This window comes from Staphylococcus sp. 191 (assembly GCF_011174885.1).
Taxonomy (GTDB): domain Bacteria; phylum Bacillota; class Bacilli; order Staphylococcales; family Staphylococcaceae; genus Staphylococcus; species Staphylococcus coagulans.
Genome location: NZ_PNRJ01000002.1, coordinates 211035 through 232235 on the forward strand (window position 1 = coordinate 211035; position 21201 = coordinate 232235).

20 protein-coding genes are annotated in these 21201 nt (G+C 35.9%); 7 read left to right on the top strand and 13 right to left on the bottom strand.

The annotated features are described in order from the left end of the window. Nucleotides 1–144: 144 nt before the first annotated feature. The 5 genes from C1H58_RS02975 to C1H58_RS02995 all read right to left on the bottom strand — a co-directional run bounded on the left by C1H58_RS02975 (nt 145) and on the right by C1H58_RS02995 (nt 4026). Nucleotides 145–1047, bottom strand: coding sequence for a CobW family GTP-binding protein (locus tag C1H58_RS02975; protein ID WP_050329934.1), 903 nt, complete (start codon nt 1045–1047; stop codon nt 145–147). Then, the gene (gene dcd, locus C1H58_RS02980) at nt 1048–1593 is read right to left on the bottom strand and encodes a dCTP deaminase (protein WP_050329933.1); all 546 of its coding nucleotides are present in this window, start codon (nt 1591–1593) and stop codon (nt 1048–1050) included. A gap of 530 nt (nt 1594–2123) precedes the next feature. Further along, nucleotides 2124–3359, bottom strand: a complete 1236-nt coding sequence (locus C1H58_RS02985) for an urease subunit alpha (protein WP_165545267.1) — start codon at nt 3357–3359, stop codon at nt 2124–2126. Next, nucleotides 3356–3712: an urease subunit beta gene (ureB, locus tag C1H58_RS02990; protein ID WP_165545268.1), complete on the bottom strand. Its 357-nt coding sequence runs from the start codon at nt 3710–3712 to the stop codon at nt 3356–3358. Before ureB ends, C1H58_RS02985 begins: the two co-directional genes overlap by 4 nt. An 11-nt stretch (nt 3713–3723) precedes the next feature. Then, a complete protein-coding gene (locus C1H58_RS02995) occupies nt 3724–4026 on the bottom strand; it encodes an urease subunit gamma (protein WP_165545269.1) in 303 nt (100 codons plus the stop codon). Between the two features lie 241 nt (nt 4027–4267). Between C1H58_RS02995 and yut the strand changes: the two genes are divergently transcribed. After that, nucleotides 4268–5182 (top strand): urea transporter, encoded by a 915-nt coding sequence (yut, locus tag C1H58_RS03000; protein ID WP_165545270.1) that lies wholly within the window; start codon nt 4268–4270, stop codon nt 5180–5182. A 112-nt stretch (nt 5183–5294) separates the two neighbouring features. Here the strand turns inward: yut and C1H58_RS03005 are convergent, their stop codons facing one another. Continuing rightward, nucleotides 5295–6236, bottom strand: a complete 942-nt coding sequence (locus tag C1H58_RS03005) for a cation diffusion facilitator family transporter (RefSeq protein WP_165545271.1) — start codon at nt 6234–6236, stop codon at nt 5295–5297. Nucleotides 6237–6321: 85 nt separating this feature from the next. After that, complete coding sequence (locus tag C1H58_RS12475) at nt 6322–6456, bottom strand: hypothetical protein (protein ID WP_268768012.1); 135 nt, start codon at nt 6454–6456, stop codon at nt 6322–6324. Between the two features lie 332 nt (nt 6457–6788). Between C1H58_RS12475 and lip the strand changes: the two genes are divergently transcribed. Then, nucleotides 6789–8645 carry a YSIRK-targeted triacylglycerol lipase gene (gene lip / locus C1H58_RS03010; RefSeq protein WP_165545272.1) on the top strand — a complete coding sequence of 619 codons (1857 nt, stop codon included), beginning with the start codon at nt 6789–6791 and terminating at the stop codon, nt 8643–8645. Between the two features lie 307 nt (nt 8646–8952). On the opposite strand, the gene C1H58_RS03015 is transcribed toward lip, so the two are convergent. The 4 genes from C1H58_RS03015 to C1H58_RS03030 all read right to left on the bottom strand — a co-directional run bounded on the left by C1H58_RS03015 (nt 8953) and on the right by C1H58_RS03030 (nt 12600). Then, the gene (locus C1H58_RS03015; RefSeq protein ID WP_165545273.1) at nt 8953–10128 is read right to left on the bottom strand and encodes an ABC transporter permease; all 1176 of its coding nucleotides are present in this window, start codon (nt 10126–10128) and stop codon (nt 8953–8955) included. Continuing rightward, nucleotides 10125–10808: an ABC transporter ATP-binding protein gene (locus C1H58_RS03020; RefSeq protein WP_050329922.1), complete on the bottom strand. Its 684-nt coding sequence runs from the start codon at nt 10806–10808 to the stop codon at nt 10125–10127. Before C1H58_RS03020 ends, C1H58_RS03015 begins: the two co-directional genes overlap by 4 nt. Continuing rightward, entirely contained in the window at nt 10805–11863 is a 1059-nt protein-coding gene (locus tag C1H58_RS03025) for an efflux RND transporter periplasmic adaptor subunit (protein WP_425353681.1), read from the bottom strand. Before C1H58_RS03025 ends, C1H58_RS03020 begins: the two co-directional genes overlap by 4 nt. A gap of 95 nt (nt 11864–11958) precedes the next feature. Then, on the bottom strand, nt 11959–12600 hold the full coding sequence (locus C1H58_RS03030) for a hypothetical protein (RefSeq protein ID WP_165545275.1): 642 nt from the start codon (nt 12598–12600) through the stop codon (nt 11959–11961). A 178-nt stretch (nt 12601–12778) separates the two neighbouring features. Here C1H58_RS03030 and C1H58_RS03035 point away from each other — a divergent pair, with 178 nt between their 5' ends. Next, nucleotides 12779–13381, top strand: a complete 603-nt coding sequence (locus tag C1H58_RS03035; protein ID WP_165545276.1) for a YIP1 family protein — start codon at nt 12779–12781, stop codon at nt 13379–13381. A 663-nt stretch (nt 13382–14044) separates the two neighbouring features. On the opposite strand, the gene C1H58_RS03040 is transcribed toward C1H58_RS03035, so the two are convergent. Further along, a complete protein-coding gene (locus tag C1H58_RS03040) occupies nt 14045–14908 on the bottom strand; it encodes a fructosamine kinase family protein (RefSeq protein ID WP_165545277.1) in 864 nt (287 codons plus the stop codon). A gap of 291 nt (nt 14909–15199) precedes the next feature. Between C1H58_RS03040 and C1H58_RS03045 the strand changes: the two genes are divergently transcribed. The 4 genes from C1H58_RS03045 (at nt 15200) to C1H58_RS03060 (ending at nt 19154) form a co-directional block, all read left to right on the top strand. Then, nucleotides 15200–15862, top strand: a complete 663-nt coding sequence (locus C1H58_RS03045; protein WP_165545278.1) for an NAD(P)H-dependent oxidoreductase — start codon at nt 15200–15202, stop codon at nt 15860–15862. Nucleotides 15863–16201: 339 nt separating this feature from the next. Beyond that, nucleotides 16202–17179 (top strand): tripartite tricarboxylate transporter substrate binding protein, encoded by a 978-nt coding sequence (locus tag C1H58_RS03050; RefSeq protein WP_165545279.1) that lies wholly within the window; start codon nt 16202–16204, stop codon nt 17177–17179. 18 nt (nt 17180–17197) lie between these two features. Further along, nucleotides 17198–17641 carry a tripartite tricarboxylate transporter TctB family protein gene (locus C1H58_RS03055; RefSeq protein WP_165545280.1) on the top strand — a complete coding sequence of 148 codons (444 nt, stop codon included), beginning with the start codon at nt 17198–17200 and terminating at the stop codon, nt 17639–17641. A 13-nt stretch (nt 17642–17654) separates the two neighbouring features. Then, on the top strand, nt 17655–19154 hold the full coding sequence (locus tag C1H58_RS03060) for a tripartite tricarboxylate transporter permease (RefSeq protein ID WP_060829383.1): 1500 nt from the start codon (nt 17655–17657) through the stop codon (nt 19152–19154). Nucleotides 19155–19235: 81 nt separating this feature from the next. On the opposite strand, the gene C1H58_RS03065 is transcribed toward C1H58_RS03060, so the two are convergent. Further along, the gene (locus tag C1H58_RS03065) at nt 19236–21110 is read right to left on the bottom strand and encodes a DUF5776 domain-containing protein (protein ID WP_165545281.1); all 1875 of its coding nucleotides are present in this window, start codon (nt 21108–21110) and stop codon (nt 19236–19238) included. Between the last annotated feature and the right edge of the window lie 91 nt (nt 21111–21201).

Consider the following 21201-nt stretch of genomic DNA (forward strand, 5'->3'; position numbering starts at 1 on the left):
ATCACATTTATTCTATCATTATGATAACGCTTTCTCAAATAAGAAGAATAACTTAATCAATTGAATTTTAAATTAAAAAAGCACAATGCGAGTAGCCGATGAGATCTCGACATTCACATTATGCTTTAGTTCATCTATTCATTTTTAAGATGCGAGTTCCATTACATCAAACGTATCGGTAATTTCTTGATAGTCCAAATTATGTCCCACTACAATTAAATATGGCTTCATCGGAATCGGACACGGTTTGATTTCTAAATTACCAGGTGTATATTGGACAACACACGGATTCTCACAATCTTTAAGATATACAAATCCTTTAATACGATAGATATCTTCTAAACCTTGTAGCCCTTCAATTAAGGCTGTTTGTTGCACAGGCGCCTCGAATTCGTACATCAAGTGTGATAATTGCCCATGATGATGCACACTGGAACGTTCATTGACTTGACACTGTGATTGATGTTGGACTTCGTTTAAAGTCAGCTCTCCATAACTTGTTAAAATATAAGGAATATTCGGATATGTTTGCTGAATTTCATCCACCACAGATAACAAGGCCTCGTTATTTAATAAATCTATTTTATTTAAAATTAAGTGACTGCAATAGCGAAATTGTTCAAATATTAAATGATGCACGGATTCTGGTAATTCTTTTTTCTCATAATAGGCTGCTACGTCAACGAGACCTAACATCGTGATATCTTCAATATAAGGCGCAAGCACAGGGGTCATACATGCATCAAAGACCCCGATAGGGTGTGCCACACCACTACATTCAACTAAGACAATATCAGGTTGGTACGATAGATACAGCTCATGCAATTGTTGAGATACATCTTCCTTCAACTCACAACAAATACAACCATTGACTAGGACTTCCATTTGAACATCTTCTGTAACAAGATGTTCGTCAACACTTCTTGCACCAAAATCATTCATAATTACAGCCGGTTTCAAATGATTGTCAAGGGCGTCTTGGACTAAATAATTGAGCGTCGATGTTTTTCCGCCACCTAAAAAGCCTGATAATATGACAATATCCATCTAAATCCCCCCATCTTTCATCCAATCACGGAATACTCGACTTCCCGTTGTGGTTTGTTGACCTTGATACTTACCATGATAAACAGCTTGGGGTTTCGTTTTCGTTTCAGCTAAAACAATTTGACAAATTCTTTGACCTTGCTCAATTTCTAAAGGAAAATCATTCGCATTATATAATTCTAGCGTAATCTTTCCTTCAAATCCTGGATCAACCCATCCTGCGTTTTGAATAAAGAGACCTGCACGACCAATTGAACTTCTACCTTCTATAAAGCCAGTTAATTGTTCTGGCAAAGTAATATATTCTTCCGTTGTAGCTAAAATAAATGCATGTGCAGGAACAACAACATGCGATTGATTGATCGTTTCGTAATCAATCGGCTCACTCATTCGCTGCACACCATCTTTGGGTGGGAGTGGCTTTAAAAAATGTTGCCCTAACGTGAGGTCAACAGAAGCGGGTTCAATATGTTCTTCTACTAATGGTTCGATTTTAAGCATGTTGCGTTTTAGATATTCCTTTATATCATTATCTGACAATATCACGCTCAACACCTCTATTTCTTTATAATCAATCATTATTTTTCTGAAAATTTATAGCCTAAATAATTTACCATGTATAAAAAGTTCATACAAGCATTTTAAAGATTCAAATAGTTTGGTCTGTTTTCAATTCGGAAAATTATCACAAAAAAATGAAAAAACATACGATAATTTACAAAAATATCAATTTTTTTGTGTTGTTTTCATTTCTCTTGTGCGTATGTATTCCATAGCTCAGTTCGTTTTGACTGCAAATTAATATCCTTCACTTAACAAAAGGATTAAAAAATATACCCTACTCTGTTTAAATTTAAACTCATTTGTAGAGAATTAAAAGTAAAAAATGTTATACGTTTTAAATTTTTGCATATGAGGGCAAAGTTTTTATACATCATCGTTCAGATAATATCTCTACACAAAAGCACAACATTAAATATATGAACGCTAAAAAAGCAGGATGACGGTTGCCATCCTACTCCGATATAAAAATTTTTAATAAATCCATCAAAATGCATTGATGACTCTAAATCACTTTAAAATAAGAAATAACGCTGCGCTAATGGAAGTTCTATTGCCGCTTCACTTGTAATTTTATTGCCATCTACAAAGACTTCGTACGTTTGTGGATCGACATCAATTTGTGGCATCGCGTTATTATTAATCATATCTTTTTTAGAAAGATTTCGTATGTTATGTACAGGTTTGACCTGCCGTTTTAAATCGAGCTGACTGCGAATATCATCGTCATACGCTGCCTGAGAAACAAAGGTGATTGCTGTATTTTGTATATTAGTGCCATATTGCCCATACATATGACGATATTTTACCGGTTCAGCTGTTGGAATGGATCCATTCGCATCTCCATTTGCTGCGACATTGATCATGCCACCTTTAATGACTATTTCTGGTTTGACACCAAAGAAACGTGGATCCCATATCACTAAATCAGCTAGCTTTCCTTCGTCTACTGAACCCACATAATCAGAAATGCCATGTGTTATTGCGGGATTTATCGTGTATTTAGCGATATAACGTTGAATTCGACGGTTATCATTGTATGCTCCATCGCCTTCAAGTGGGCCTCTTTCCTGCTTCATTCTGTGCGCCACTTGCCATGTGCGGATGATCACCTCGCCCACACGACCCATTGCTTGTGAGTCAGAACTCACCATACTGAAAACGCCCATATCTTGTAATACATCTTCTGCAGCTTGAAGCATTCGATGGATATACCAAGCGCCTGGTGAAACAGTTGTAGCATTGGTACCTTCTGAAGTTCCTGTACCACCACCAATGTGCGTCGTAATACCACTTTCTAATGCAACCTCTGCTTGTTCAGGGTTAATGAAGTGCACATGTGTATCAATACCGCCCGTAGTTACAATTCGACCTTCTGCTGCAATGACATCTGTCGAAGCGCCAATAATAATATCAACGTCATCCATAATGTCTGGATTACCCGCTTTACCTAACTTCATAATTCGTCCATCTTTCACACCAATATCACATTTAATCACTTTGTTGTAATCAATGACAACCGCATTGGAAATGACAAGATCAGCAACTTGTGGATGCGCTCTTGTAGCGTTTGGATTTTGACCCATGCCATCACGAATGGATTTGCCACCACCAAAAGTGACTTCATCGCCATAATTGGCATAATCTTTTTCTACTTTCGCAAATAAATCTGTATCTGCCAGACGAATCGAATCTCCTACTGTAGGCCCATATAAACTGGTATATTGCGCATCTGTCATTTTAAAACTCATTTGTCTTCACTTCCCTCTTCGACATTTGGTGGCGTTACCTTTGATGTATCAATTGGACCATCTACAAGACCATGAAAACCATAAATATGTTGACGCCCCGCGTAACGTACAAGGTAAATTGTCTTTTCATCTCCAGGTTCAAAACGCACAGCAGCCCCTGCAGGAATATCTAAATGTTTTCCGTAAGCATCGTCACGATCAAACGCGAGTGCAGGGTTCACTTCATAAAAGTGATAATGTGAACCGACTTGAATAGGACGATCACCAGTATTTTTAACATTGATTTTTGTTTTTTCTTTACCCTTATTAATTGTAATTTCCGACTTTTTAACAATGATTTCACCAGGTTTCATGCTTATTCCTCCTATACAATGGGATGATGAATAGTTACCAACTTTGTGCCATCAGGAAATGTGGCTTCTATTTCAATGTCAGTCACCATGGCATCAACGCCCTCCATGACATCATCTTTTGATAAAATTTCCCTTCCATAACTCATTAATTCGGCGACGGACTTCCCATCTCTTACCCCTTCTAATACTTCATAACTAATTAAGGCAACTGCTTCTGGATGATTTAATTTCAGCCCTCGTTCTTTTCGTCTACGCGCTAAATCCGCTGCGACGACGATCATTAACTTGTCTTGTTCTCGTTGTGTAAAATACATGTCAGTCCACTCCTTAACAATGTGAAAATAAGTGATTACTCCTCTCATTATAGTGTCTTACATAACCACTTTCAAACAATAATGTTATTTTATAAAAGCTTTTAAGTGTATTTTATTTTATAATATATTTCTTTCATTAGTTTTAATGTTATTGTAATATAGTGGTTATATACGCTGTTAAAGTGGTAAAGTCAAAGCATATTCAGAAACAATATCAAAAGAAAGAAAGGCGTGAAAAAACATGCCAACATGGATACATACTTTTTTCAAAAACATCTCCCAAGTCGTGCTATTAGAAAATACTTGGACAGGTCTCATTATTTTAATTGCTTTATGGATTGGCAATTGGAAAATCGGATTAGCTGCAATGGTCGGTAGCCTACTCAGCTTATTAACCGCCCGTTTTTTTAATTATACAGAAGCGGAAATTCAAGCGGGACTTGCTGGTTTTAATCCTGTATTAATTGCTATTGATTTAACGCTTTTTTTAGTGTGGTCTTGGCAAAACGTGATGATCATTTTAATTTGTATTTTACTTGCGATGCCTATTGCTCAAGCAATTAAAAACTTCTTAAAACCTTTCCATTTGCCAGAGCTGACAACGCCATTTGTCGTTCTAACATGGATTGTTTTATTAATGTCTCGACAGTTTAAGTTTATCCAAACGAATGTAGCGGTCTTACCATTAACCTCGCACATTCACATTGATTTAAACACACCTTTCCATCCAGTGCTTGCTTTTTTTAACAATGTGAGTCAAATTTTCCTTATTGAACATGTGTTAAGTGGACTTTTGATTGTCATTGCTTGTTGGATTGCTTCTCGACGTGCAGGTCTCTATATCCTTGTAGCCAATTTATTAGGCTTACTTCTTGAATTCTTTTTGGGCGCAGATATCGGCAGCCTTAATGAGGGTCTATTTGGTTTCAACTTAATGCTAACCATCATTGCTATAGGTGTTACATTCCGTTCAGAAAACTATTTTCATCCTATTCTTGTCTTTGTATTGGCAGTTATGATGACACCGATGATGTATGCAGCTATTGCAACATTCTTCGAACCTATAGGACTCCCTGCATTAACATTCCCATTTATTTTAGTGACATGGACATTGTTACTAGCTGGTCAAACCCCACGTCCAAGTCAAATTAGATAATCCTCATAAAAAAGCGTCAATCACTGCAACTAAGTTAAAAACTCAGTATGCTCGTATTGACGCTTTTAAAATCAAATACATTTCTGTAGTTACGTTAAATTAAACTTGATATCTATTCATTTTTCACTTCTTCAAAGTAAGCTTCATCTAAATGATTGATGACTAAATGTTCAATTTGTAGTGTTGTATGCGCCAAACCATATTTTTCTTTCAACAATGTTTCAAGCTCATTGATCGTTTGATACGCATCCTCACTACTTCGACTATCCAAAACGACATGGGCACTAAGTGAATAGTGCTCTGTCGTGATTGACCATAAATGGAACTCATGGACGTCTAACACTTGGTCAACGGATTTCATCGTTTCCATAATTTCATCTGTATCTAAATGTTCTGGTACAGATTCCATTAAAATCAACCAGGCATTACGCATGATTTTATACCCGCCACGCAAAATCACCAGCGCAATAATCATACTCAAAATTGGGTCAATTAACTGAATACCTGTAAAATAAATCAATACTACTGCAATAATGACACCGATTGAATTTAACAAGTCTCCCATAAAATGCCACAGCGCACTTTGGATATTAATATTATTTTCACTCTTCAATGACCGCACTAAAATGACGGTTAGTACTATATTTATAATTAAACCAATTGTAGCAATGACAAGCATTAAACCACTTTCTACTGGCTTTGGAAAAATAATCCGTACGATCGCTTCATAAAAAATCCATATCGAAATCACTGCCAACGCCAAACCATTTAAAAAAGCAGCAAGAATTTCGAAACGCAAATACCCAAATGTATATCGTGCAGTAGGTTTGCGGCTCGCAAAATAGACAGCAAGCATCGATAAAGCAAGTGCAAAGACATCGCTTAACATATGGAACGAATCAGATAATAACGCAAGCGAATTAGAAATTATCCCTCCAGCAAATTCAACAACTGTAAAAAAGAGCGTAATAATAAGTGACAACCACAAAGTCATTTTGGAATGCGTCTGTTTTTTTCTATGCTCCACGTGATGAAAATAGTTTCCTCTTGACATCGTATCCCTCCTTGATAATTTTTCTCACTACCCATAAACGACACGAGGTGAATACGGTCTCACCGCATTCACCTCATTTTTTCGACTAAGCTTTGAAATTATCATCCATTATTTCTTCATCTTGTTGATATTGTTGGTATGACAAGTATGCCACACCTGCCAACACTGCTACCGCAATACCGCCAAAAATGTATGCAGACAATTTATAACATTGTTTCATAATACAAGCCTCCAGTTCATTCTATTCTAACATACCACTGTGCCAACAACTACAAACATGCTTTAGAAATATATTCTTTAAAAAACATCTATTTTTTAAAGAACAAATATTTAAAGGTACTTAATTTAAAAAATTTTGACAATTATTTGAACTTAATGTATTATTTATATATCCTTTTTGAAAACCCTTTCAAAAAAGAAAAATTATAAGGAGGCTTCTATATGTCGGTTTATTTAGCACAAATTCTTGAGTGGTTACCTCGCATACTGATTAATATTTTTATTTAACTTTGGCTAACTTTTACAAAGAATATTCAAATGAGGTGAGAAAAAATGAAACAAAAACATGTCTACAGCATTCGTAAATTTAAAATCGGGGCATCATCAGCTGTTATTGCTTCTTTCTTTTTCATCGGGCTATTACAAACGCCTGTTTCAGCTGAATCTACATACGGGGGTCAAAAGCCAAGTGACGCTTCTCATCAAACACATGTCCAATTAGAAAAACAACAACCTTCTGATGAGGAATCACAAAAATCTTTAAAAGATACAGAAACATATCCAAATAACGGTGTATCTCATACTCAAACCGACGAAAACACACGCGCTCAAAACAATCAAAAAGAACAAACATCTAGCCATGACACGACATCATCTGTACCTTTGACTTATGCTTCAAAAACTGAAAATCATGTCAAAGCACCTCAAGCGGCTCAACAACCTTTGAATTCTCCTGTCAAAGCACCTATGCCTAAACCATCAAATGAAGATACGCCTTCAACGACACCATCAGATGCAAAACAAACACAAAGCCCATATACCGTTCAACCCACATCATCAGCAACTTACGCAGTAAAAGATGAGAAAACTGCTGCGCCCCAAACGCTTAAATCAAATGAATGGACGAAACCTCATGTCGGACAGCCTGTCAAAACGGATTTAGCTTCAACAAGAGAACAAGAGAAAGCGACAACACAAACGCAAAGTCGCCAACGCCAAGCTGAAAAATTAAATGAACAACCAAGTCAAAAAGCGAAACAAAATTATTATAAAAACCGAGACCCCATTGTTTTAGTTCATGGCTTTAATGGCTTTGTTGATGATAAAAATCCTACTGTCCTCTCACATTATTGGGGTGGAGAAAAGCTCAATATTCGTCAATATTTAGAAGAAAATGGCTACAACACTTATGAAGCAAGTGTAAGCGCATTTGGGAGTAACTATGACCGTGCTGTAGAATTGTATTACTACATTAAAGGCGGTCGTGTTGATTACGGTGCAGCTCATGCAGCGAAATATGGACATGAACGTTATGGTAATACATATGAAGGTATATACAAAGATTGGGAACCTGGTAAAAAGATTCATCTTGTAGGTCATAGCATGGGGGGGCAAACAATACGTGTGTTAGAAGAACTACTACGTAATGGAAGCCAAGAAGAAATTGAATACCAAAAGGAACATGGTGGTACAATCTCGCCTTTATTTAAAGGTGGACACGATAACATGGTCGCTTCAATTACTACTTTAGGTACGCCTCATAACGGAACACACGCAGCAGACTTACTCGGTAATGAGCCTATCGTAAGACAATTTGTATTTGATTTCGCAGCTGCATTAGCTAAAAATGATGCACGTGTCGACTTTGGTCTCAACCAATGGGGACTTAAACGTAAACCTGGTGAAACGGATCAAGCCTATACGCAACGCATCAAAAATAATAATAAACTGTGGACAACAAAAGATAATGGTTTTTATGACTTAACGCGTGAAGGTGCAAGTGAGATCAATAAACATACTTCACTCAATCCAAATATCGTTTATAAAACTTATACAGGAGAAGCGACACACGCAACGCTGTCAGGTAAACAAAAAGCAAATCGCGATCTATTTTTAACATTTGCTTTAACAGCTAACGTTATCGGCAAAGTTCCTGAAAAAAATTGGCGTGTCAATGATGGTCTTGTATCTGTTGTTTCTTCTTTACATCCTTATAACCAAGCATGGACAAATGCTACAGACCAAATTCAAAAAGGAATTTGGCAAGTGACACCGGTCCTTGAAGGTTGGGATCATGTCGACTTTGTCGGTCAAGATACGAATGATACGAATCATACACAAGAACAACTTCAAAATTTCTGGCTTAATATTGCAGATGATTTAGTTAAAACAGAAGAAGTTGTAAAATAATAAGGAGGCGATGCATAGTGAGTGGAACACCATTAGAATTATTACTTTCTTTATTTAAAGTATTAAGAAACATCTTCAAATTCTAATATCAAAATGAACTGATAGGATTTTTGCGGTTGGTGTAACGATGCACCAACCATTTTTTGCGCGAGAAAAGCTTGAATCACCTGCGCTTTATATCATCATGTGGACACAAGAAACTAACATCTTATAAAAGTACAAAAACATAAAAAATGACTAGGACCACACATGCGCTCGTTTTAAGCGCTGCATAACCCTAGTCATCTTTTTAATGAAACCGTGAAATTTATTTGATAATATCAATCAATTCTTTTTTAGCTGCGGCTCTTGCAGGAATCCATCCAAATACAATACCAATTAACGTTGATACTCCTACCGCAAGTACGATAGAACCAAAGCTAACTGCACTTTGTATATATTCCGGTGTAACGACATCGACTAGCTGTGCAATCAATATCCCAATGATTAAACCAATGATACCGCCGATCAAACATAGAATAACACTCTCAATTAAAAATTGTAATTCTATATCACGACCTTTTGCACCAAATGCACGTCGAATTGCAATTTCTTCTGTCCGTTCTGTGACAGAGATGTACATCACATTCATCACGCCAATACCCGCTATAAATAGTGAAATCCCTGCGACAGCAGCAACAAAATAGGTGATTGAATCAAATATCTTGCCAATCCCTTTCATTAATTCTTCGGTATCTGAGTATTCATATTGCCCTTGATCAATCGCTGCCCCCTTTTTGTTCAGTTGATCAGCCACGCGTGTTGCAATTTCTTTTTTATTCGCATCTTCTCCAATTTTTAGCACAAGCTGTGGAAATGCAGATTTTAGATGAGGTAAATAAGTCTCTACTGTCTTTGTAGGGATTTGAACAGCATCTGAGAGCTGTGCTTTATCCTTTACACCTACGACTTCAAACCCCATATCATCTATATAAATCGTTTTGCCTTTCACATTACCTTTAAAAAGTGTGTCAGCCACTTCTGATGAGATGACAGCCACACGTTGTTTTAAAGCATTGTCATCTTTTGTAAAACCTTTTCCGTCAGAAACATCTGACACCGATTCGCTTTTAACGACTGCAATATCTGTTTTCTTACTAACCGTTTTTGCTTCAGATATTAAACCTGAGCTTTCATCTTCTTTAATACTTGCATCTTGAACACCTTTCACTTGGCGCGCAATATCAATTTCCGTTTCAGTAAAAGGAGAATCTTTAATAGGCTCGAAGTCGTCAGGCATAAAGCTCACTAACGCTGTGTCTTTTGCAGCCCCTGCATCACTAAACTGCTCATTCGCTGTCTTTTTAAAACCATTCCCTAAAGACATAATGGTAATAACCGCAGCTATACCTATTATAATTCCAATCATGGTAAAAATATTACGACGCTTGTTTTTCATAATTGACTTCAATGCAACGTGTATAATATTACCGAAATAGGTCATCGTTTCAACACCTCTTCTTTTTGAACACGACCATCGAGGATATGAATCACACGATCCGCTTGTTCAGCTACTTTAGGGTCATGTGTCACCACAATCATTGTGGTCCCTTGTTCTTTATTGAGTTGTAAAAACAATGCCATAATGTCTTTTGAAGTTTTTGAATCAAGCGCTCCTGTTGGCTCGTCAGCAATAATAAACTTCGGTTGATTCACAATGGCTCTCGCAATCGCTACACGTTGTTGTTGTCCGCCTGAAAGCTTATTGGGCACCAAGTTTTCTTTCTCGAATAAACCAACTCGATGCAACATCTCAATCACACGGTCGTGGCGTTCAGAAGCACGTAGACCTGCATAAAGCAACGGAATGCTAACATTTTCTAATATCGTATTGTTTTGAATCAGCTTAAAATTTTGAAAGACAAATCCAACTGTTCGATTTCGAATAGCAGCCAACTCATTATCAGAGCGTTTTTGATAATTTTCGCCATCAAATAAGTAATCTCCTTCATAACCGCGATCAATAAAACCAAGTATATTAATCAAAGTACTTTTACCTGATCCAGAAGGCCCCATGATAGCGACAAACTCGCCTTCGTGAATTTTTAAATCGATATCTTTTAAAATATGATTATGCGTATTCCCATTTTTGAAGTGACGATTGATCTTTTTAAGCTCAATCATTTCGCCACCTCTACTTTCTCCCCATCTTTAATTTTTGAGTCTGGATTTTGTATTAAATGGTCACCCTTTTCAATACCTTGCGTCACAATGAGATCACCATTTTTTTCGTCATACTTAATTTTTGTACGATGGGCAATATTATTTTTATCCACTTTATAAACATGGTTATCTTTAGTTAAAACAGATTTAGGTATTTTAAGCGTATCTAAAGGAATATTTGCCTCAACGGAGAATCCTGCTTTAACTTTAAAATCAAGGTCCCCAATGATGATTTTATATTTTGAAGTTTCTTTATCATTTTGACCTGATGGCTGTGTATCTATTGGATTATTGGTCGTTAACGTTTGCGCATCTCCATGCGCATTTTCATCTAGACTTCCAGCTGTCGTTTCGCTATGTTGTCCTTTATCTTGATCATAACTTGTTGGAAGTTGTGCGATGCTTTTAATTTTACCTTTACCTTTTTGACCAGAACTTGTGACTTCAATATTAACCGTATCGCCGACTTTAATTTTATTCAAATCAAATTCAGAAACTGTCGTTTGAATGATTGGCTCTTTCGAAATCAGTTTAAGGATAGGCTCGCTTTCACCCACTTGTTGTCGATTGATTAATGAAATTGTGCCATCAAATGTTGCATTTATACTATTATTCACTTGACCGTCATATCGATTAAGTTGCTTCCAAGCCGTATTGATTGCTTGTTGATCGCCACTTTGTTGTGCTTTTACAAGTTGATCATTCAATTTTTGACGTTGCGCCCCATCAATATCATAGTTAATCAACGGTGTGCCTTGAGATACACTTTGACCGTCTTCAACTTGTATGCTTAGAAATGTACCGAGTTGCGCATTATTTAAGTATGTTTTAATCGTTTCTGGAGAGACTTTACCAGAAATACGAATCGGTTTTTCGCTTTTTACTGTATATGTATTGTACCCTTCACCATCATTGTCTCCACCGATATGGCTAAAGTTTTTAACGAGAAAAGCAACTCCTGTCAAAATGATAATACCAATGATTGACAATGCAATTAGTGTCCTCTTCTTCAAAATTAAAAATCCTCCTTAATGTTATAATTTGTGTTTTCTGTATTATAACATTAAAAAGGACTCCATATTTTATGTATTCAAAATATTTAATAATTGTTTTATAATTCAGCAGCCAAGCTCAAAATCGTATCTTCTAAGAAAGCTGAGCCTAATGCTAGCAAGACAATGAGCACTATTGTTAAAATACCCAAAATTAAGGAAGCACGAAATGACAAGCGGCTCGTCACATAATAGACGATAAATGTCACATATCCTTTAAATATCGTCTGTAAATCAAAAGCAGCGAGGTAGGTGTTGCCTGGAAGAAAAATATTCAAACTCGTAATAATATAAGCTGGTGCAGGTAAATGTAATGCAAGTTGAATCACTATAACAACCAATGAAACAGTTGTCACTATAAGCGAATGGCTTAGAGAAGCTGATAAAATCGTCTTAGGTGTCACATCTGAATTTAGTAATTTCGAAATCATCATAAAAACGACAAATGTAAATAGAAAGCTAATCACGCCACCCATCAGACTGCTTGATACATCGGTTAGCCAATGGATTTGATGAATTTCTTCTATATCTTGTTTAGAATAGCCAAAGCCTTCTAACAACTCGGTATTATCCGTGTCATATTTTAATATTAAAGAATAAATAACAGTAATCAAAATAAGTAAAAACGATTTGACTTTCCATGTTGGATAATCCCGTAAGTTTTCAAAATGTTGGAATAAAGGGAGCTTCGTTTTGACCAACTTTAAATCCTCCTCTAAAAAGTTAATATTATATTATCATATTGCAAGGTAAAATATACTATTAAAAGTTGAAAATTCTAAAATATGCCATAACATATGAGAAAGCTACAATATAAAGTATAAAATTATAAATTTTAATGATACAATCTAATATAAATATAATTTAAGGAGGCAATTCATGAATTACTCAAAACTGTTACATATTGAATCTTTCGTTAAGGAGAGGCATCGACCTAAAGTTCTAGTTAAAATTTTGATTTTTATTATTGTCAGTTGTTTAATCAGCTTATTAACCATATTAAACATTGATTTTACTGAGACACTTGTTAATGAAGGCGGCTTATCACCAATTGAAGCTGAATCCACATTACCAATTGTGAGAGTTGCCGGTACGATTGGGAGTTTCATTGTTTATTGTTTCTTTATAGCTTTATTGTTCTTAATCACTTGGGGAATAACTAAAATCTTTAAATCACAAGTCTCTGCTAAAGTTGTTTTTGCAGCATCTTTACGCTATGCCATTATTACAACTTCAGTAGGTTGTATTGTTGCATTACTACAGTGGCTTTTCCACATTGATCCAAGCATTGTTAAAATTGATTCATTAAATATCTTCGCACCTAAAAATAATTGGTTAGGCGCAATCAATATCACTAATATCATTTCAGCTTGGTTCTTTGGTATTATGCTTCATTCTTCTCTTGGTATCAGTCAAAAATGTTCATGGATAGGTGCATGCGTTGCATTTATTATCTTTTTCGTCATTTCCGGCCTTGGTTAATTGAACGAATTTAAAAAAGAGAACAGAGTTCGGGACATAAAATATTTAATATTCTTACCTTCATGTGTACGTTTGCTTAAGGACAATTATGCCATTATCATATAGATGAAGAAGATATTTTTATGAAACGATGAAAGTATTTTATAAAAACAAAATGTCAAAAATTATAGAACCCATCTAAGTGAATGTATTTTAAATTAAATATCGTTCATTTCGATATGCATAGCGTTCACCTCCTAAACGTTTATGATGTGATCAAATCAATGTTTCGTTCATTTAGTTTTTGTCACTATTAATTAAATGACGCGAAAGTGATTTATTTTTAACTAAAACAGTGAGTAACGGCACGCATAAACGAAGTATTGATAGCGAGCCCTTGAGGGAAGTCATACAATACAAAGTTTTATCATAAAAGAATGCGCTCAGACGATTTTCTATTAAAAATCATTTGAGCGCTTTTTTGGATCAATGTCACAGCCTGTATTCCGTTATAAATAACTCAGGTTACTATGGCTTAATAGAAGTACATGTGCAACCTAAATATCTACTTTATTTTTATTTAAATCACTTCGTGGATAAGCTACCAATAGCTACTCATTCTTTATCACAAATAAGCACGGTTGATAATAGCAGCCCACTCCTATATTGTCAAACGTTCTTGCACTAAGTTGCTGAATCGACAATATCATTCATTGTACGTCTGACACTTTGCGCATACATCACGCCAAATTTGACTAAATGCACCATCAATAAGTAAAGTTCATAAAATTGAATACGTAAATGCGCACCCTCACTTAATGGATAAGCTTCATTATAGGCATGATAAAAAGCATCATCAAAGTCTCCGAAAACTTTTGTAGCACCTAAATCAAACTCTCGATCGCCGTATAATGGTGCAGGATCGAATAACGCCGGACGACCATCTGTTAAAAACATATAATTACCAGCCCATAAGTCGCCATGCAAGAGTGAAGGTTCACTATTATGTTGCTTTAAAGACGTAATCATAATCTTCCGGACCTCTTCAAATAAAGCATCATCACTTTCCGTCCATAATCCACGATTCCGAATCGTTTTCGCTAAAGGATTCATTCGTTGGTTAATAAATAATTCTGACCATGTCTCTGTCCATTCGTTATTAAATTGAACATCCCCGCCTTCAAAGGGCATAGGATACCCAAATCTCCCTTGTGGCTCGTGGGTATGGTGTAGTTTGGCGACAAGTTGTCCTAATGCGTGTTGACTGCCACTTTGCCCTTCTTCCAAATAACTTAATAACAAGTAGGCATCTTGGTCAATTCGACCTTGAGCAATGACGACAGGCGCCGTCACACCCGCTTCCTCAAAAGCTTTTAAACCTGCCACTTCTGCATCATAAAATGAGGCCGCTCTATTTTGTTGCACTAACAAAAAATACGTTTCATTACTTGTTTCTACACGATAAGCTTGATTGACATCGCCACCACTCACAGCGGTAATATTTTGAATATCTTGAAGTGGCAATTCACGATACCATTGTTCCAACATAAAACCTCAATCCTTTCTATATAAACACTTTTTCATATAACAATTCTCAATTAGTGACTACGCTTTTTTCATCATTACGTACACTGTTAGCCGGTAATCTGTTGACAAATAATCATGTCGTCTTTCCGAATTAAAAATATGTCTAGATATTATTTCTAACATCTGGCTTAAATTATCTTCATTTAATGAAATTCCCTGATCATCCCCCTGTTAAAACAAAATATTTTATTGTCTTTATATGCTTCGCTATACTAAATAATATGAAAATATGCACAAAGGAGTTGCAATACTATGGAAGATCGACGTCAATTGTTGCTAGATACATTTAATTACAGATTTGCGACAAAACGTTTTGATGCACGCAAAAAAATATCAGAAGCGGATTTTAATACCATTCTTGAAACAGGACGATTATCCCCAAGTTCGCTTGGTTTTGAACCTTGGCAATTTGTCGTTATTCAAGACTCAGCCATTCGTGCTGCACTTAAACCTATGAGTTGGGGGGCACAAGGTCAATTAGATACAGCGAGTCATTTTGTGGTCATTTTAGCACGTAAAAATGTCCGTCCAGAAAACAAGTACGTTCAAGATTTATTACGTGATGTCAAACACATGGATGAAACGATGATACAACAAATGAGTGAAAAAACGACTTCATTCCAAGATAAAAACTTAAACCTTTATGAAAATGATCGCGCATTGTGGGATTGGGCCAGTAAACAAACGTATATTGCACTAGGTAACATGATGACGTCTGCTGCTTTCTTAGGTATTGATTCATGTCCAATTGAAGGTTTTCAATATGATGAGGTAGCTGAATTATTAAGCGAAAAAGGCATTATTGATGGTGAAAACTTTGCGCCATCTGTAATGGTCGCATTTGGTTATCGAGAAGAAGATCCAAAACGTGAAAAAACACGTCAAACCCAATCAGAAATTGTAAAATGGGTTTAGGTTCAAAACAATTGAAATCATATTATCTGTGATACGCGATGAAGATTCGAGAGGGCGTCGGGATGTAACATCTTTGATAACCTTTCCTTCATGAACATGCTTGTTTAGGGACAGAAGACTCTAAGCTGATTCTGTCCCCTCGTAAGCGACGTATTATTATAAAAAAGAAGCGCTAAGATGGTTTTCTATTCAAAATCATCTTAGCGCTATTTATTTTGGGATTGATACCCTATCCCCTCATTTTTGTCTACAGACAGTCACACAAAGCCAAAATTAATGTATATTTTTCTGAATATTGTGATAAAATTAAAGCTGTCACAAACAAAGGGGGTATATGTTATGCGTAATTTCGTGACACTTTTAATTGTTGTCGTCTTTATTCTCACAGCATGTAGCCATGATCATCATGAGCAGTCGAAAAGCGAGACATTTCCAAATCGTACAATTGAAATTATTGCGCCCGCTTCACCAGGAGGCGGTTGGGATGCAACTGCTCGTGCCATACAGAAAATCATGCAAGATCAAAATTTAACTGATCAAAATATCACTGTCATAAACAAACCAGGCGGGGGTGGCGAAGTAGGATGGCAATATCTAACAGAGCGACCTGCTTCTTCCATTGCTATCAACTCCAGCTTATTACTGTCTAACCATGAATTAGGGTTAAGCAATTTAAGTCAACGCGACTTTACACCTATTGCTATTTTGGCGACAGAATGGATTAGTCTATCCGCTTCTAATCATTCTCATCTCAAATCAGGAAAAGAAGTCATGGAAAAATTAAAAAAGAATCCGAAATCGTTAACGATCGGAGTAGCGCCTGGCTTAGGAAATAACGATCACCTCGCATTTGTACAGGCAGCAAAAGCTTACGGTGTCGATGTAAAAAAATTAGATTTCCTTGTTTATAAAAGTGGTGGTGATTTAGAAACAGCGCTTTTAGGGGGGCATGTTGATGTCGCTTCCACAGCAGTCTCTGAAGTAAAAACGCAGCACCAAGCAGGAAAACTCAAAGTTCTTGCTACTACATCAGATAAACGAATACAAGGATTAGAAGATGTACCAACATGGAAAGAACAAGGATTAAATATTGTTTTTCCACATTGGCGCGGTGTCATGGGACCTAAAAACATGTCTAAAACAGAGCGTGCATATTGGAATGAAACTATGAAAAAAGTCGTTCAATCTGACCAGTGGAAAAAAATACGACAAAACAAAGATTGGGATGCATTTTATAAAGACAGTTATGAAACAGAAGACTTTTTAAATGCACAACAAAAAAAATATCAGCAACTGATTCAAGATGCTGGATTTTAAACAAAGGGGGTTTAAAATATGGCAAAATTCATTCCGCCTCTCGTCTGTCTTATGATAGGCATTGTCTATTTGATACTTTCGCTTCATCTCCCTATTTCTAGAATTGGAGATTCACAAAGCCCAAAATATTTTCCAGTTTTGATTTCAATTTTACTCATTAGTTCAAGTATCATCTATTTCTTTCAAATGTATCGTGACAAAGCAGTTTCTTTTGAAGCGTTCAAACAACTTTGGACACCCTTAGTCATAAAAAGAATCGGTTTAACTTGCTTATTTATTTTGATTTATACACTTATTTTCGAACGTGCAGGCTTTTTAATTTCAACCATACTCTTTTTAGCTGCAGTTATGTTTTTAATCAACGGATTAAAGCACTGGTTAAAAAATTTAGTTGTCGCAATCGTCTTTTCTGGGGTGGCATGGTATACCTTTTCACACCTATTAGACGTCAGCTTACCATAAAGGAGGGCTTACAATGGGAATAGATTTAAATAGTTTTTGGGAAGGATTAACAACAGCCTTCCAACCTATGAACTTATTATGGATTGTTGTTGGCGGATTCTTAGGAACTGTTGTCGGTATGTTACCCGGGCTTGGTCCAGCCACTGCAGTTGCCGTTCTTATTCCAGTCACGTTTGGGATGAATCCTGTGAGCGCGCTCATTTTAATGATTTCAATCTATTATGGCGCGATGTACGGTGGTTCGAGAAGTTCTATATTACTCAACACACCAGGCGACGGTTCAGCAATTGCTGCTACATTCGATGGCTATCCTATGACACAAAATCACCAAGCCGGTAAAGCTTTAACGATTTCAGCCGTGGCTTCTTTAATCGGTGGTTTGACTTCTGTCATTGGTTTTATACTACTCGCAAAGCCTTTATCTAACTTTGCACTCAATTTTGGTCCAAGAGAGTATTTTGTGCTCTTTTTATTTACCTTGTCTATGATTGTAACGCTATCACTTGGCAAAATGGTAAAAGGCTTCATCGCAATGTCTATCGGCTTAATGATGAGTACAATCGGTGTCGATTTACAAACAAGTGTGTATCGCTTCACATTTGATATCACACATTTAAGTGAAGGCGTTGATTTTCTTGTTATCATAATCGGCGTTTATGCAGTTGCAGAAGTTTTCTATAATTACATGCACTTAGATACGTTAGAACCGCCTAAAGCTGACCTCGGTTCAATGAAATTGACTAAAGAAGATTGGAAGCGCACGCGTTGGACGATGTTACGTCAAAGTCCGATTGGATTTCTCATTGGTGTATTACCCGGGGCAGGCGGGTCTGTCGCATCCCTATTAAGCTATGCCACTGAAAAACAAATTTCTAAAAACAGTAAAAAATTCGGTAAAGGCGCCATCGAAGGTGTCGCTGCGCCTGAAGCTTCAAACAACGCTGCTTCTGTTGGCTCACTTATTCCATTACTAACTATGGGTGTGCCTGGTTCAGGTACGACAGCTGTCATACTGGGTGCTGTTGTTATGTTAGGTTTGCAACCTGGACCTCTGTTATTTGAAAAACAGCCTGAAATGATTTGGACATTAGTTAATAGTATGTTTATCGGTAACATCTTTTTAGTGATTTTGAATATCGCACTTATCGGTTTATTGTTGAAAATTTTAAAGACACCACCAAAAACTTTGTATCCTATCATCTTGGTCCTAGCCTTTTTAGGCACTTATACTTTAAGTTACAGCATCATTGATTTTTACATTCTTTTGATTTTTGGTATCGTCGGTTTATTGTTGAAATTGCTCGATTTCCCAATTTCTCCATTAATTTTAGCTGCAATCATTGGCTCAGATATGGAACAAAACTTCCGCAAAAGCTTAATCACCAGTCAAAATCATTTAAGCGATATTTTCTTTGGCTCTCCGATTGCAATTGTATTAACACTTATGACGCTCCTTTCACTATGTTATCCTTTCGTGATGAAATTCATTAAATCGAAGCAGAGCAACACTTAACGAGAAAGATGTCCATATCAAAATGAACAGCACCAACTATACATTGCTGGTGCTGTTCTTTTAATTCAACTGTTTTTGTGCTTAAGATATAGCTTTTACAAATTGCTTATTCGCTGTTAAATATGCACCCGTAGTTGTTTTTAACCGCGGTGTTTGATTTGCAGTATAAATGATTTGTTCGATTGTTAAAGTATCGCCAGGCTTTAAACTATCGATAGGCTCTTTTTTAAATGATCTTGAATCATATAAATAACATGTTTTAATAATTTCAACAGTTTTAGGGGCCTCAGTATAATACTGCTCATCAATTTTATTGAGTTGTTCTACAAATTTTTGATTAGCCGTAATCAAATCCCCTTCTACAGTTTGAAGTCGAGGTGTATCATTTGATGAAGCTACAATTTTGCTAATATAAAATGCTGTTCCGGGTTCGACATCACTAATTGGTTTTTTAAAATCTTTATCTTCATGTCGCTTAATTTTTTTAATTGTCACAACGCGCTTAGGATTCTCTTTAAAATAGCTATTTGAATCGCTAGAAGCAGCTTTTTTATTCAGAAATTCTACTTTAAAATTTTGACGCTTCATGACCATGTCTTTTTGATGTGTTGGATAAGAGGCATTTACAAGTGTCTCTTCATATCCATTAAATTTAATCTTTAAGTTAATATTGTAGCTAGCCATACTTACTAAATCTTTTGTCTTTATTGCTATTACATCATTATCTAATTGAAAATTTAATGATTGTGCATTAGCTGCATTATTAATTTCTACGGCTAAAACGTCTTTTATTTCAACTTTTTCTCCACGCAACAAATGAATCAATTCGTAATCTTTCCCGTTAATTCTTCGAGTTCCCAAATAGACTGGATAACATTCGATCGGTAAATTTTTAAAATGACGCTGATTAACATACAACGCTTGGTAGACCTGTCCATTTTCTATAAATAACGACTGACTTGATTGGTGTACGAGCGTTTCTAACAATTGCTCAAAAATCTCTTTAGCGTACGTTACATATGCATCGTAAAGCATACGATACACATCCATAGTCAACAATTGCGGAATACTGAACCCTTTTTGTTCAATTATTGATACCGCTTCATCAAATATTTGATAATAATCTTTTCGGGATAATGATTTTACAAATGTCTTTGTATGAAACATTCGCCGCATAAAATCCAATTCTATGAAACGCGCACATATTGCTTTTAAAGCCGCTTTAGGTATATCTAAATTTACGACTTCTTTTAATATTTCCAAATTGATTACAGCTTTCTCATACACAGATGTTTGTTTCACTAATGATACATTCTCTTGATAACGATTTGTATGGTATACCCCCACAGGCGTCATTGTTGCGGTTTGCGCCTTACCGATTAATTCAGAGAAAAATAATTTATCTTCTCCATATTTTCTATGTTTAAATTTAATATTATGGTCTATAACGAGTGATTTCTTAAAAACCTTACCTGGAGGTCCTACTGAACGAAAAATCTTGTCTATATTATAAGGTACTAAGTGTTGATCTTCTTTATATGAAGCAAATAAAGCAACTTTTTGAACTTTGTTATTTGTGTGCTTATATATTTGTCCAAATCCAATATCATCATGATTTTCATCTAAACTTTTTACTAATGAAGGAAACCCTTTGTCATCTAACCAATCATCCGCGTCCAAAATAGCAATGTATTTTCCGTTTGCTACTTTGATGCCTATATTTCTCGGTTCTGACGGTCCTCCCGAATTCGTGTCTAACTCAATTAAATGCATAAAGGGGTAACGCTCAACATACTTTTTAATCAATTCCACTGAATCATCTGTAGAACAATCATCAACAACAATAACTTCCATTTCATCTTTTTTAAAATTCAAACGAACAAGAGAGTCTAAACATTTCTCAATAAATTCTGCCTTGTTATATACAGATATAATAATTGAAACTAATTTCCCCATAAATATATCACCCTCATATAATACTTAAAAGATGTTATTATGCAATAAACCCTTATTCTTAATATATTAAACATGTATGAATTTGTCATTA